The 14,370-nt window shown below is 48.1% G+C and carries 13 protein-coding genes; 3 read left to right on the forward strand and 10 right to left on the reverse strand.

The window, feature by feature from the left end:
- Positions 1 to 25 precede the first annotated feature (25 nt).
- The 4 genes from ptsP to aroA all read right to left on the reverse strand — a co-directional run bounded on the left by ptsP (position 26) and on the right by aroA (position 5,648).
- On the reverse strand, positions 26 to 1,786 hold the full coding sequence (ptsP, locus tag OM416_RS06245; protein ID WP_036614699.1) for a phosphoenolpyruvate--protein phosphotransferase: 1,761 nt from the start codon (positions 1,784 to 1,786) through the stop codon (positions 26 to 28).
- On the reverse strand, positions 1,783 to 3,663 hold the full coding sequence (locus OM416_RS06250) for a glucose PTS transporter subunit IIA (protein WP_264927989.1): 1,881 nt from the start codon (positions 3,661 to 3,663) through the stop codon (positions 1,783 to 1,785). Before OM416_RS06250 ends, ptsP begins: the two co-directional genes overlap by 4 nt.
- 196 nt (positions 3,664 to 3,859) lie before the next feature.
- A complete protein-coding gene (locus tag OM416_RS06255; RefSeq protein ID WP_091014241.1) occupies positions 3,860 to 4,294 on the reverse strand; it encodes a CoA-binding protein in 435 nt (144 codons plus the stop codon).
- A 58-nt stretch (positions 4,295 to 4,352) separates the two neighbouring features.
- Complete coding sequence (gene aroA, locus OM416_RS06260) at positions 4,353 to 5,648, reverse strand: 3-phosphoshikimate 1-carboxyvinyltransferase (RefSeq protein ID WP_264927991.1); 1,296 nt, start codon at positions 5,646 to 5,648, stop codon at positions 4,353 to 4,355.
- 106 nt (positions 5,649 to 5,754) lie between these two features.
- Between aroA and OM416_RS06265 the strand changes: the two genes are divergently transcribed.
- Positions 5,755 to 6,060 (forward strand): rhodanese-like domain-containing protein, encoded by a 306-nt coding sequence (locus tag OM416_RS06265; protein ID WP_062835390.1) that lies wholly within the window; start codon positions 5,755 to 5,757, stop codon positions 6,058 to 6,060.
- A gap of 131 nt (positions 6,061 to 6,191) precedes the next feature.
- On the opposite strand, the gene OM416_RS06270 is transcribed toward OM416_RS06265, so the two are convergent.
- On the reverse strand, positions 6,192 to 6,701 hold the full coding sequence (locus OM416_RS06270) for a shikimate kinase (RefSeq protein ID WP_235599445.1): 510 nt from the start codon (positions 6,699 to 6,701) through the stop codon (positions 6,192 to 6,194).
- A 267-nt stretch (positions 6,702 to 6,968) separates the two neighbouring features.
- Complete coding sequence (gene gndA / locus OM416_RS06275) at positions 6,969 to 8,378, reverse strand: NADP-dependent phosphogluconate dehydrogenase (RefSeq protein WP_264927993.1); 1,410 nt, start codon at positions 8,376 to 8,378, stop codon at positions 6,969 to 6,971.
- Between the two features lie 271 nt (positions 8,379 to 8,649).
- On the opposite strand from gndA, the gene OM416_RS06280 reads away from it, so the two are divergent.
- Positions 8,650 to 9,255, forward strand: a complete 606-nt coding sequence (locus OM416_RS06280; protein WP_264927994.1) for a suppressor of fused domain protein — start codon at positions 8,650 to 8,652, stop codon at positions 9,253 to 9,255.
- A gap of 76 nt (positions 9,256 to 9,331) precedes the next feature.
- On the opposite strand, the gene OM416_RS06285 is transcribed toward OM416_RS06280, so the two are convergent.
- Together OM416_RS06285 and OM416_RS06290 are read right to left on the reverse strand one after the other, a co-directional pair.
- On the reverse strand, positions 9,332 to 9,931 hold the full coding sequence (locus tag OM416_RS06285) for a hypothetical protein (protein WP_264927996.1): 600 nt from the start codon (positions 9,929 to 9,931) through the stop codon (positions 9,332 to 9,334).
- Between the two features lie 252 nt (positions 9,932 to 10,183).
- Positions 10,184 to 11,476 (reverse strand): MFS transporter, encoded by a 1,293-nt coding sequence (locus tag OM416_RS06290; protein WP_062835394.1) that lies wholly within the window; start codon positions 11,474 to 11,476, stop codon positions 10,184 to 10,186.
- Positions 11,477 to 11,652: 176 nt separating this feature from the next.
- On the opposite strand from OM416_RS06290, the gene OM416_RS06295 reads away from it, so the two are divergent.
- On the forward strand, positions 11,653 to 13,128 hold the full coding sequence (locus OM416_RS06295; RefSeq protein WP_062836119.1) for an aminotransferase class I/II-fold pyridoxal phosphate-dependent enzyme: 1,476 nt from the start codon (positions 11,653 to 11,655) through the stop codon (positions 13,126 to 13,128).
- Positions 13,129 to 13,335: 207 nt separating this feature from the next.
- On the opposite strand, the gene OM416_RS06300 is transcribed toward OM416_RS06295, so the two are convergent.
- Positions 13,336 to 13,653, reverse strand: a complete 318-nt coding sequence (locus OM416_RS06300; protein WP_036614722.1) for a DUF1292 domain-containing protein — start codon at positions 13,651 to 13,653, stop codon at positions 13,336 to 13,338.
- A 98-nt stretch (positions 13,654 to 13,751) separates the two neighbouring features.
- Positions 13,752 to 14,306, reverse strand: coding sequence for a copper amine oxidase (locus OM416_RS06305; RefSeq protein ID WP_036614723.1), 555 nt, complete (start codon positions 14,304 to 14,306; stop codon positions 13,752 to 13,754).
- Between the last annotated feature and the right edge of the window lie 64 nt (positions 14,307 to 14,370).

Genomic DNA, 14,370 nt, shown 5'->3' on the forward strand with positions numbered 1-14,370 from the left:
AGGTATTTATATCCAATTATCCGTTTCATGATGCATTCGAACCACTTTGTTCATCCGGACTACCTGTGGAATCATTAAAGACTTGTAAACGCTCCTCAATATCTCCACTGGTCCGCAGGGCGAAGCACTTACGTGCTTCTTCTTTGGCTGCCGATGCCGTTGTATTCAGCACTCTGTGTTTCACACGCAGCAGGGATTGTGGAGACATACTCAAGTGGCGGATGCCAAGCTCCAGCCAAAGCGGAATGGCACGTTCGTCCCCTGCCATCTCACCGCACACACTAACATCAATTCCGGCGGTGTGAGCCGCATCCGCTGTGGCACGAAGCATCCGTAGAACAGCCGGATGATATGGATGATACATATGAGCTATCTGCTCGTTCATTCGATCTACTGCCAATACATATTGAACCAGATCATTCGTACCAATACTGAAGAAATCCGCTTCCTCAGCCAAAAGGTCAGCAATCATCACCGCTGCAGGCACTTCAATCATAATCCCCACCTGAATGTGAGGGTCATATGATAATCCCCGCTCGTCCAGATCGGACATCGCCTCACGAAGAATCTCATTGGCCTGCTGAAGCTCTTCCACTGAAGAGATCATGGGGTACATGATTTTGACATTACCGGCAGCGCTGGCACGCAGAATGGCTGTAAGCTGTGTTTTGAACAGATCCTTGCGGTCCAGACTAATTCGAATGGCACGGTACCCCAGAAACGGGTTGTCTTCCTCTGGAAGTTCAAAATAATCGAGTTGCTTGTCACCACCGATATCCAGTGTACGAATAACAACGGACTGTCCTGCTGTTTTCTCTGCCACAAGCCGATACACCTCATACTGTTCTTGCTCACCCGGGAACGTAGCTCGGTCCATATACAAGAACTCTGTCCGGAACAAACCTACGCCTTTGGCTCCTTGTTTCAAAGCAAGGTCCAATTCCTTCACCGAACTGATATTAGAAGCAAGATGTAATACGGCCCCGTCTTTGGTTACGGCATCCACCGTAGCTAGGACTTGAAGTTGTTCCTTTTTCTTCAGTTGTTTACTGCGAAGCATCGTATATCGTTCAATCGTCTTGCGATCCGGATCGGTAAATACCAAGCCATTATCACCATCTACAACAAGCATATCCCCCGTCTCTACCGGCATGCCAAGACTCGCTTCCAGACCGGAAACGAGAGGAATGCCAAGTGCACGAGCCATAATCGCAGAATGTGATGTTTTCCCGCCAATTAAGGTTACAATGCCTAGCACATGGGTGGGATTCAGATGTGCCAGTTGAGATGGCGACAGCTCTTTCGCAACGAGTACATAAGGCTGGGTATCCGAAGGAAGTGTAATCTCTGGTGCGCCAAGCAAATGCTTGAGCAGACGGTTACCCACATCCTTGATGTCGATAGCCCGCTCCTTCATGTACTCATCTTCCAGCAGATCAAACATCGTGACAAAATGGTCAATGGCTTCTTTGACCGCCACTTCTGCCGCCTTGTACTGACGCTCGATAATTCCGCGAATTTCGTTCATGAATACCGGATCTTCGAGGATCGCCAGATGTGCATCAAAGATACTGGACTCCTCTGGACCAACGACTTCCTTGAATTCATTTTTGATATATTCGATCTCATCCTTTGATGTCCGTATGCCCTCATACAGCCGTTCGAACTCCTGGGCGAGATCCACCGAGTCCATCTTCTGATCCGGCAGATCCCATTCCCAACTGGGCAGGACAAATGCTTTGCCGATGGCTATGCCTGCAGCTCCGTTGATGCCTTGTATCTTCATTCTACCCCTCCAACGTTCCTGTCATAGAGCACCACGGACATAACGGATGCCTGACCTTTCTTAACTTGCTTAAATGGAGCAAAACTCCATGATTTTACACGATCCGGATTCGTAATTACCATTGGTGTTGTCAGTGACGCCGCTTGCTCGCGAAGTACTGCCAGATCGAACTTGATCAACAACTGCCCTGGCTCCACCGTATCGCCCTCCTGAACAAAAGCTTCAAAATGGCCTTTCAACTGAGAGGTATCAATGCCGATATGCAGCAACACCTCAAGCCCCTCTCGGGTGGAAATACCCAGGGCGTGCATGGTCGGATACAAGTGCATAATCGTTCCGTACACGGGTGAGACCAGCTCTCCCTTTTCCGGAACAAAGGCTACACCATCACCAACAAGCTTGGCTGCAAAGATCTGATCGGGCACCTCTTCAATCGGGAGCATTTTACCCTGAACGGGAGCACAGAACAGCACCTGTTGCAGATCTCTTTCTAGCAGTTTCGCGATTTCTTCCCGAATCAATTCCGAGTAGGTTCCAAATACCACCTGTACGTTGCCGCCACCCAGCTTGATCAGTCCAGCGGACCCCATACTCTTCATGGCACCCGTGTCGATCAGGCGGTCATCATGCACAGTCAGACGAAGACGCGTAATACAGGCTTCAACCTGCACAATGTTACCTTTTCCACCCAATGCTTCGAGAATCAAAGGTGCCTGATAAGGAATGTTACCTACCCAATCTTCCAACATTGACCCCTCTTCACGGCCTGGTGTTGGTATTTTGAACGTACGAATCGCCCACCGGAACAGGAAGTAATAGACCAGCCCATATAGTATGCCAACCGGAATGAGCTTCCAAGCATTCTCCGATAGATGAAAATTGAGTATGTAATCAATGATACCTGCGGAGTAAGAAAACCCGTGCCTAATATCAAGCCAGTAGCTAATCCACATGGCAACACCGGACATGACTGCATGCACGATGAACAGATAAGGTGCGGCGAACAAAAAAGCAAACTCAATCTGCTCCGATACCCCGGTCAGAAAACAAACGAGTGCCGATGTCAGAAAGGTTTTCTTGATTTTCGGTTTCAGATCTTCCCTGGCTTCCTGAATAATAGCGAAGGCTATTGCCGGAATGGCGAACATCATGATGGGAAACAAACCCGCCATAAAGAATCCTGCGGTGGGATCACCTGCAAAAAATCGGGGTAAATCCCCTTGCACAATGTTACCATCAGGCGTTTCAAACGTCCCTAACTGGAACCAAAACACATTGTTAAGCAGGTGATGAAGCCCGAAAGCGACCAGCACCCTGTATAACACCCCGTAGATGAACAGTCCAAAACCCCCGAGACTGTATTCCCAAGTGGCGATGGCGTTCAATCCATGCTGAAGGATCGGAGCAAGCCATAACATAAAACAGGAGAACAGTGCCGAACAGAGTCCAACGATGAGCAAAACAAACCTTGAACCCCCGAAAAATTGTAAAATTTCAGGCAGTTTAATGCTTTTGAAGCGATTATGCATTCCCCCGGCAAGCGCGCCGAGTATGATTCCGATTAAGGAAGCGGGCTGAACAGTGCCGTCGCCGAAGTTGCGAGTCACCTGATCATATATCACGATACCAGCCAGTGCAGCGAGTCCCGCTTGTCCGGCCTGGTTGGAGAGTCCCAGTGCTACACCGACAGCGAACAAATACGGTAAGAAATAAAAAATACCGTGTCCGGCCACGGTAGACACTTCACCGACAACATTCAATCCCCAGGCGTCCCAAGGCAGACTGCCAACACTGAGCAAAATTGCGGCGGCGGGCAGGACCATTGTAGGTAGCATTACCGCTCGTCCGAGCTGCTGCAAGGATCCGAGCCAATTCATGGCGACCTCTCCTTTCTATCCTAGATGGTAAGCTTTACGCAACGTTTTGTCAAAGCAAAACAGTAACCAATTGGTAATTAATACGGCAAAAATAGAACAGAAAAAATCCCGTCAACTTCAAGTTAACGGGATTCATCCTATATTCATTCAATTGGGTCAGATCAGGAGATCATCCGATCACAGGTGAACGAGCCTCTCAGCCGCGTCCAGCGCCGCGCAGAACGATGGAATCCTCTACCTTGATACAACGATTCGTTACCGCTGTCATGCCGTTCTCCGCAGCAATCTGGACCGCTTCATCACTATGGATGCCAAGCTGCAGCCACAGCACATTCGCTTTGATGGCGGCAGCGTCACGAGCTACATCCGCGCAAAACTCATCGCGACGAAACACATTGACGATGTCTACCGGCTCTGGAATATCCGCGAGTGTGGCATACACCGTCTCTCCAAGGATTTCACCTTGCACCTGTGGATTAACCGGGATGATGCGATAGCCTCTGCTCTGCATGGCTTCGGCTACCATATAGGAAGTGCGATCTGATTTGTCTGATAAGCCGACGACTGCGATGTTGCCTGCCTTGCGCAAAAGTTGTCCAATTTCTTCACGAGTAGGGTTGTTAAATTCCATGTTCAAGCACCATCCTTTTCTGATTAAAGTGCGTGTTCAAAAGACAGTTTTCAGTTATTTACTCTTTTACCCATTGAACCGAGGCGCCAAGCGCCTGCAAATGATCGAAATATTGCGGATAAGACTTGGCTACATGGTGTGCATCCCGAATACGAAGTGGCTCCTTGGAACGCAGGCCAACGACTGTAAGCGCCATAATTACGCGATGATCGTAATGAGCGTTAATCTCAACGCCACCTTCAACGCCTTCCGGACGCCCGTGTACGATAATCTCAGCCTGACGCTCTTCGACGTTCGCTCCTGCCTTCCGCAGCTCATTCAAATAATCAGTGATTCGGTCACATTCCTTGTAACGCAGGTTCTCTACATTATAGAACCGTGAGGTGCCTTCCGCAAACACAGCTGCGGCTACCATAGCCAAAACGGCGTCCGTCGCGGCATCCCCGTCGAATTCGATCGCTTTCAGTCTGCCATTGCCTTGAACGTGTACAACATCGTTCTCATGTGTCAATGGCACTTCCATCATGCGCAGCACGTCAACGATGGCACGTTCACCCTGTTTGCTCTGCTCCATCAGGCGCAGAATTTTCACATCAGACTGTGTAACCGCTGCTGCGGCAAGAACCGCTGCTGAGCCCGGGTAGTCCCCTTGAACCGTGTAGGTTGTTGGTTGGTAAGCCTGTCCACCTGGTACACGGAAGGACATGTAATCATCACTTGCATGGATAACGATGCCTGCCTGCTCCAGCACTTCCAGCGTCTGTCCGATAACGACCTTGGACTTCAGGTCATTCAGAACTTCAATGGTGCTGTCTTCTGCAAGCAAAGGCGTAACAAACAACAATGCGCTCAGATATTGGGAGCTGACGGAGCCGGATACACGAATGTGTCCACCCTTGGCATTGCCACCTTTGATCGTAATCGGCAGGCGTCCTTGTTCATGTTGTACTTCTACACCCAGTTGACCAAGCGCATCGATCAGATCATCATGCGGGCGTTTGCCGAGCGAATCCGGGTACGTATTCACAAAAGTAACTTCAGGACAAAGCGCTGTAACGCCCATCAGGAAACGAAGTACTGCACCCGCATTGCCTACATTCAATTCACGCACATCACGGGGATGACTGCCAAAGCCCTGGATCACAATCTTGCTGTCGTCTTCTTCAAGCACTGCCCCCAGATCGCGAATACATCTGCGCATGGCGTCACTGTCTTCACTGTGTGCCGGGAAATGAATGGTACTTGTACCTTCTGCCAAGGCAGCAGCCAGCAAATAACGAGTCGTGTAGTTTTTGGAGGACAGAGCTCCGATTTCCCCGTTCAGGGTAGGGGTTGGTTTAACAATAACTTCCATGGATGAAATTCTCCTTCATTGATTATATTGTGGCCAAATTGACATTCCGTGCATCGCTTGGGTATCATTATAAGCGTTAAGTCCATACAGAAAAGAGGACCTGAATATGACACAAATAGCTGAAATTGAAACATCTGAGCTGCGCCGTCGTTTACAGGCAGGAGAGAAGCTGCAGATGATAGACGTCCGCGAGGACGATGAAGTGGCACAAGGCATGATCGAAGGCGCCAAGCATATTCCGCTTGGACAGATTCCGGATCGACTGTCTGAGATTGATAAGTCAGGCGAAATCGTAATCATCTGTCGCAGCGGTTACCGCAGTGAACGTGCATGTGAATATCTGCAGCAACTCGGATATGAAGGCTGTACGAACATGGTCGGTGGCATGCTTCAATGGCAACAGGAAGACTAGAAAAACTCGGAGCGGAGTTAAGTCATTGTAACCTTGTGTGACCTCTACTCCACTCCTAGAAGCGGGCCATATGGCCCGTTTTGTGTTATCTGCCACCATCTATCCACCAAGAAACTTCGATGATCACAAGCTTAGACGCGGTAATGCGCTAAAATTAAACGAGTCACTTCAGCAGCGGATAACTCGGTTGTATCCACCGTATAATGCGCGAACCGATATGCGTCTTTCCGTTCTTCCATAATCGTCTTGATGCGTTCCTCTGCATTGCCTGCAAGAAGCGGACGATTGTCACAGCCGCTAACACGTTCTACAATCACTGCTGGATCAGCAGTCAGGGCTACAACCCAACCATTCTTCGACATCACGTCACAATTATCCGAACGCAGAACCACGCCACCTCCGGTCGCTATGACCTGTGACTTTTTCTCCAGTACCGAGCATAACGTACGGCTCTCGGCATCACGGAAATACGTCTCTCCCTTGTCAGTGAACAGTTCTGGAATCGTACAACCTTCCTCTTTTTCCACCGCGGCGTCCACATCAATCAATCGGTAGCCAAGCTCGCGTGCAAGCATGTCAGCGACGGTTGATTTGCCAGTTCCCATCATGCCAATGAGAATAATATTGTTAGACTTGCTCAAGGTGTACACTCCTTTAATTCAAGCAATTCGTGAGCACTTTTGTCCTATCATAACACAGCCCTGCGGACTGGGAAAGACCATCTCCTTACCGACTCCCGTTGGACCATCCAGCAACATAACGAACTCCAATGAGCTTATTTATAAAAAAGAAGCCTGGCGTTAACCGGCAATAACCGGAACACCAAACCTCTTTATGAGCCTTTCAACAGGCCAAAGCTACCACTTAAAGGGGCACTAGCCAAATCTAATAGACTTGTATATGTGGTACTACTCCATCCAGTTGTGGTGGAAGCTGCCTTCTTTGTCCACACGTTTGAATGTGTGAGCACCGAAGTAGTCACGTTGAGCTTGCAGCAAGTTTGCTGGCAAACGCTCTGTACGGTAGCTATCGTAGTAAGAAAGAGCGCTGGAGAAGCCTGGTACCGGAACACCTTGTTGTACAGCTGCCGCTACAACTTCACGCCATGCGCCTTGATAAGACTCAACGATATTTTGGAAGTAAGGATCCAAGAGCAAGTTTTTCAGAGCTGCGTCTTTATCATAAGCTTCCTTGATGTTTTGCAGGAACTGCGAACGGATGATGCAACCACCACGGAAGATCATGGCAATGTTGCCGTATTTCAGATCCCAGCCATACTCATCGGAAGCTGCACGCATTTGTGCGAATCCTTGTGCATAGGATACGATTTTACTTGCGAAGAGGGCTTTACGCACGCTCTCAATGAATGCTTTTTTGTCCCCGGAGAACGCTTCAGTCGCTGGTCCACTCAGGATTTTGCTAGCTGCTACACGCTCGTCCTTCATGGCAGAAAGGAAACGGGAGAATACGGATTCCGTAATCATGGACAATGGTACGCCGAGATCCAACGCGCTTTGGCTTGTCCATTTACCTGTTCCTTTTTGTCCTGCAGCGTCCAGAATGACATCAACCATTGGTTTGCCAGTTTCCGGATCGTATTTGGAGAAGATATCTGCCGTAATTTCGATCAGGTAGCTATCCAGCTCTCCTTGATTCCATTCCGTAAAGATCGCGTGCAGCTCTTCAACGGAAACGTTCAATACGGATTTGAGCAAGTGGTAAGCTTCACCAATCAACTGCATGTCTCCGTACTCGATACCGTTATGCACCATTTTCACATAATGTCCGGCACCGTCAGGTCCAATATATGTACAACATGGATCGTCACCGACTTTGGCCGAGATTGCCGTCAGAATCGGTTCAACCAGTTTATAAGCACTTTCCTGTCCACCTGGCATAATGGAAGGGCCTTTCAATGCGCCTTCTTCACCACCGGATACACCTGTACCGATGAAGCGAATGCCTTTTTCTTCCAACTCTTTGCTGCGACGTTGCGTGTCAGGGAAGTATGCGTTCCCTCCATCGATGATGATGTCGCCCTCATCCAAGTGAGGAAGCAATTGTTCAATGGTAGCGTCGGTCGCTTTGCCGGCTTGTACCATGATCAAAATTTTGCGCGGGGATTCCAGGGATGCTACGAACTCTTCAATGGAGAATGAGCCTGTCAGGTTTTTACCTTCAGCTTCTTTCAGAAGATCATTGGTTTTCTCCGGGGAACGGTTATATACCGATACCGAGAAACCTCTGCTTTCAATGTTAAGGGCCAAATTTTTGCCCATGACAGCCAGGCCAATTACGCCGATTTGTTGTTTTGTCATCTGGTCCTCCATCCTTTGCTCCAATTAATTTTATTGAAATAAATTCTCAACAATACTCCTATTTTAACGGTTTTATGTATAGAAGTGAACCCCGTGGCACCGTTACGCAACGAGAAAACATCCCAATCTGCTGAGGTGTTCATTGTATTTTCATAAATAGAACCGTGAAGACAATACATCATGCCAAAGTAATCCAATGAATCCAATATTGTATTGTACAATGTTATAATCATATCCAATGAAGTTCGAACAAAAAGGAGGAGTGTACATAATGGCGTTAGAGCAGCTCTCAAAAGAGGAACGGTTTTCCCTGGATATTCGAAGAACATTTCTTCTTGGGGCGTACATGAATGAATGGGGGATGCCAAAGCACAGGATCGTTCTTTCGAAGCCAGAAAGAAACATTCATGTAGAAATCTATTATTTTCCTGCCACAATTCATTCAGGCATCGCAAGATTCGTGACGGTAGGGTTGTCTCAGGCAACGCGGTCCTCAGGAGAGCTTGTAGCCGCTGAATGGATGCTTGCGCTGCAACCGGACCTTGGCGGTGAAGAGGTGGAGCGTGTCAATACATACCTGGTCGATCTGATCTCCCATCACATCGAAAATGTGCCGGATTCAACGGTTCCCCGTGTGATGGAATCAAGCGAATTAGCACCAACCCGATGGAATGCGACTGCCTTTCTCATTGATGAATTGCGGGGAGAAAAAGAATCCCTTGAACAGATTCATGTGGGTCATGAGACGGTAGCATTACTGTGGGCAGTACCCATCACTTCTTTTGAAGCCAACCTGTTGCTCACCAAAGGATTGGATGAATTTGATGCCTGGATTGAAAGCTCGCAATATTCTATCGTCGACCCCTGTCGTCCGTGATGCCCGTTAGGCACAAAAATAGAGCCCTGGCTTGCGCCGGGGCTTTGGTATAGATGACTTTTAAAAGTGATATTCATCAACCTTCCAGCATTAACAGATGTCCGGACAACTGTTTCAATGCTTCGCGGCAGGCGTTTGCCTTTTCCGTATTATTCAGCTGAACTGCCGTATGCAGCCGCTCCAGTTCATCGTCCACTTCCATGCGTAACAACATGAGTCGCTCTTCGCCTTCGCGCGAGAGGAACATTTCTTCCATCTCTTCCGCCGTCGGCGCAGGTTCCTTTTGAAAAATAACACGCTGTTTGAATCCGGAAACTTCCACGAGCCGAATGACTTCACCGAATAAAATGTTCTCCACGGTCATCTGCTGATCCTTGAACCGCTTCACAACCGCATGACCGCGTGTATCTCCAATCAGCTTCTCCAGCCACTCTGCCAGCTTCGCGTCCTTGATAATGTAATCACCTGTCATCTTATAGTTCCCACTGCGTGTCTGTTGAAAACGGAGCTTTACCAGCTTGCGGCCAGTACGGACAGACAGGATAAAAAAGGATTCGTCCTCGCTCCAATATAGTGAATACCCCTCACGAATAAGGTCTTTGATCAAATTTTGGATATGCCGACGGTTGAACCGCAGCTCCAGATTGCAATATTCAACTTCATAACTCTTATTCACGGCACTCCCTCCATCTGTACCGGAATTGCTCCGGCCCTCGTCTTCAATCGCTTCTACTCAATCGGCTTACCCTATTTTATACTTCATTTTATGTAAGGGTACTTGGTTATTTGACTATTTTTCACCGAAAGAGCCGCAGGATTGCAGCTTTCCGCAGGAGCACAGGGGCAAGCCCCGATTTTCATGACATTATGGACGTGAAAAAGGGAGCTCCATAACCACGAAGGTTGACGGAACTCCCTTTTCTGTTGCTTATTTGGCCGGAGCAGTACGGAACGGATTCCGGGATAATACAAAATGTACAACTGCAAGTCCTGCCATGACGATGGCACTGCCGATGAATGGAGCCGGATGGCTAACGTGGTCCCATAACAGTCCGGAAACAATGGGGCCTACAACCATGCCTGATCCCTGCAATGTAAGGAAGAAGCCCCAGATGGCTCCCCGCTCCCCTTTGGGAATCAGTGTGGCCACAAAAGCATTCCAGGCTGGCAAAATCATGGCATAACTGATTCCTACCAGCATGACAACTCCGAACACCACCGGAATGGATGTGATGGAGGAAAACGCGAACAAACTTGCCGCCGCCATCAAAAAGCCAACGTTCAGGAACGGCTTGGTGCCGAACCGGTCTACCATTTTACCTACAGGCAATAAGGCAATGACCGTTATTCCACCACCTGCAATCAGCAACAAACTATATAGATTAGGTGAGATGTGCAGGTCTGTGCGTGTATATAGCGTAATTACCGGACTGAGCAGCCCGATTACAAACGACTGCATAAACAAGGCAGGATACACGAGCGGATTGACATTAAGTGTGCTGCGTACCCGTTGGAGTGTTCCCTTCACACTCTTTTGCAGCCGGATAAATGGCGTGAGCAGATTCGGTTTGGCAGGATATTTCACATCTCCATTCTTCGCTGCTTGCTCGGCATGCTCTCCTTCGACGATGACACGTCCGGGAAGAATCATGGCTACCAGGATAACCAGAATGGCACATCCCATCAGCACGAGAAATATGGTTCGATAATCATGATGCGTGCGCTCCAGCAACCAGTTCATGCCCACGGGTCCAAGCCCTGTGCCGCCCAAAGCGGCCATCTCCAGCGCTCCCATTGCTGTACCATTTTTGTTCTGTGGGCCTGACATCGCAGTCACCCCTGTCATGGCGCAAGGCCAGAGCGGTGACGTACCAACACCAAGGATCAGACAGGCCATGGCCAGTCCAAAGGCGCTTTTAAGAAAAAGGATCATAATAACAGCGATCAAGGTACAGATTAGTGCTGTAACCATCGTTGCACGAAAGCCGATCCGTTCTGCGGCCCAGCCGGAAGGTGCCCGGAACAGATTATCTCCCAGATATTGAAGCGCAAAGGCTACACCGATAACACCTGCGGACAGACCCAAAATATTGTCCATATACACGGGCAAAACAGCTACCAACAGGGCTCCTTTGATAATTTCAACTAGAAAAAGTGTCAACCACATCGCGATAAAAAATGGTGATCGCAAAATTTTGGCTGGTTTTGTGTCGGTTTGCATTCTTTTTCCCCTTTCGGCGTTCATTAACCTATTCCCTATCCTTAGTGTAACCGTGGGGAATGTGCCCAAATCTCGGCAATTTAAAAAATTGTCGATTATACTGTTGCATTCGGTTCTTAATTTGCTATACTCATCTTTGTTTACCAATTTTATTAGGAAGGGTTGTGACAGCACTGATGAATCACCACCGTACGCCGCTGTTTACCGCTTTAAAAAATCATGCGGCACTCAATCCGGTACAGTTTCATATTCCGGGCCATAAAAAAGGATTGGGAGCGGATACCGAATTCCGTGAATTTATTGGCGATAATGCCTTCTCCATAGATTTGATTAACATCGCACCGCTGGATGACCTGCATCAGCCAACCGGTGTCATTCAGGAAGCACAGATCCTGGCAGCAGATGCCTTCGGAGCCGATTATACCTATTTTAGTGTACAAGGCACAAGCAGTGCCATCATGACCATGATTCTGTCTGTATGTACACCGGGTGACAAAATTATTGTGCCCCGTAATGTGCATAAATCGGTTTTGTCCGCCATTATTTTCTCAGGCGCCAAACCTGTATTTGTTTCTCCTTCACAAGACGTCAATCTGGGTATTGATCACGGAGTGACTACACAGTCTATCCGTCGCGCACTTGAGCGTCATCCAGATGCCAAGGCATTGCTCGTGATTAACCCGACCTACTACGGTGTAGTTACCGATCTAAAAGAGATTGTTGAGCTTGCACATAGCTATCAAGTCCCTGTACTTGTTGATGAGGCACATGGCGTACTTATTCATTTCCATGAGGATCTGCCGTTGTCAGCGATGGCAGCAGGTGCCGATATGGCTGCAACAAGTGTCCACAAGCTTGGTGGCTCCATGACACAGAGCTCCGTACTCAACCTGAACACGAAGAACGGGTTCGTGAATCCACAGCGTGTACAGACGATTCTGAGTCTGCTCACCTCAACATCAACTTCATACATTTTGCTTGCTTCACTCGACACATCAAGACGTAACCTGGCTCTCCACGGTCGTGAGATTGCACAGAAGGCGATTGAACTAGCCGAGTTTGCCAGACGTTCGATTAACGATATGGATGGACTGTATTGCTTCGGCAAAGAACTGCTAGGTACAGAAGCGACCTTCAACTATGATCCAACCAAAGTTACGATCCATGTCCGCCACTTGGGTATTACAGGATATGAGACAGAGAACTGGCTGCGCGAACATTACAACATCGAGGTCGAACTTAGCGATATGTACAATATTCTTTGTCTCATCACGCCAGGAGATACGGATGACAGCGTAGATATCTTGCTAAACGCTTTGCAGGATCTCTCCCGTACGTATTATCAAGTGAACCCGGCCCATGAACTGGTGGTTAAAGTTCCGGATATCCCACAGTTGATGCTGACTCCACGGGACGCATTCTACGGTGACACCGAAGTCATTCCGTTCAAGGAATCCGCAGGACGTATTATTTCGGAATTCATCTATGTGTATCCGCCAGGTATTCCAATCCTGTTACCGGGTGAGGTTATTACCCAAGAGAACATCGACTACATCATTGATCATGTCGAAGTTGGCTTGCCTGTCAAAGGCCCCGAAGATCGCAGTGTAACCAACGTTAAAGTGATCGTCGAAGCCGATGCCATTTTCTAAAACAACCCCATTTGCACTATAAATGGGATGAACGTAAAGGACCAAGCCCAAAGCTTGGTCCTTTTTTATTTTATGGACAAGCGAGTTTGCATTTTCCCGTCTATTTCGTCGTTCAAACCGGTCATGAAAATGCTCGTCTACCTCTTGAAAACAAACAAAAGGCCCCCTGAAATCAAGGAGCCTTCATGTTATGTTCCAAAAGAATGACTATTCTTGTGATGCAACGAGTTCGTTGTAAGCCGCTTCAACGCGGTTCCACTCTTCTTCGTCTTCAATATTGTAGAGCACCATTTCCTCGTCTTCTTCTTCCATACGCAGGATGATGCCGTCAGCTTCAGGATTGTTACGTTCCAGCAGGAGCGCATAAACATGCTTCTCCACGTCAAACGTCTCCACCAAAACCATCTCCACGTCTTGGCCGTTCTCGTCTGTTAATGTGAGAAGGACTTCTTCATGCTCGTGGTCGTGGTCGTGGTCTTGCCCGCATCCGCAGCCATCGCCGTGTTCATGTGTGTGATCGCTCATTGAAATACCTCGCTTTATAAATAGAAATTGTGTAACCTTGCATATCGTAACATGTTCAATGACCTAGGTCAATTTAAAAGGGCAGCGTTACTTTCGCTTCAATCGTTCAGCGCTGTAATGATTTTCTCCGCTACCAGGACGTAGCTGCTGTTTGCATTTTCTTTAATATGAAAGCCTACCTGGTACTTGCCAGCACGACTGAAATCGTACGTAAAATCATATGTGCGGAACCAGAAGTTATCCTTCTGGGTCGTAAGCTCCTGGGACTGGATATCTTTCACCTGACCGCTCGGGTTGGTGATTGTAACTTTCACGGCAGCTACATCAGCTGTTAAACTGTCCACTTGTGAAAATACATTGAATTTCAGCTTACCTACATTAACGTTGCCAAATACAGTGTCTCCCTTGAAGAGAAAAATATGTACATTCGGTTTGATCACCGTTACTCTCTTGTTGCTGCTATCCCATTTAACGACGCCTCCGGCTTCTCTTACAGGTACATAGGTCGTTCCATCAATGAGATAACCTCCATCAGCTGCTTCCTTGCCGTTAATGAGAACTCGAATCTTCTCGTTCACCGAATCTGCAAACAATAAAGACCCGCCGAGCAAGGAGAATACCGTGACACAAAGCAATATTCGTTTCCATTTCATCCCGTCAATATTCCCTCCCCTGCTTCTAGCTGTTGTACATTTATACTGCAGATTCATCCACAAA

Origin of the sequence: Paenibacillus sp. LS1 (assembly GCF_026013365.1) — a bacterium.
In the GTDB taxonomy this organism is placed as follows: Bacteria; Bacillota; Bacilli; order Paenibacillales; family Paenibacillaceae; genus Paenibacillus.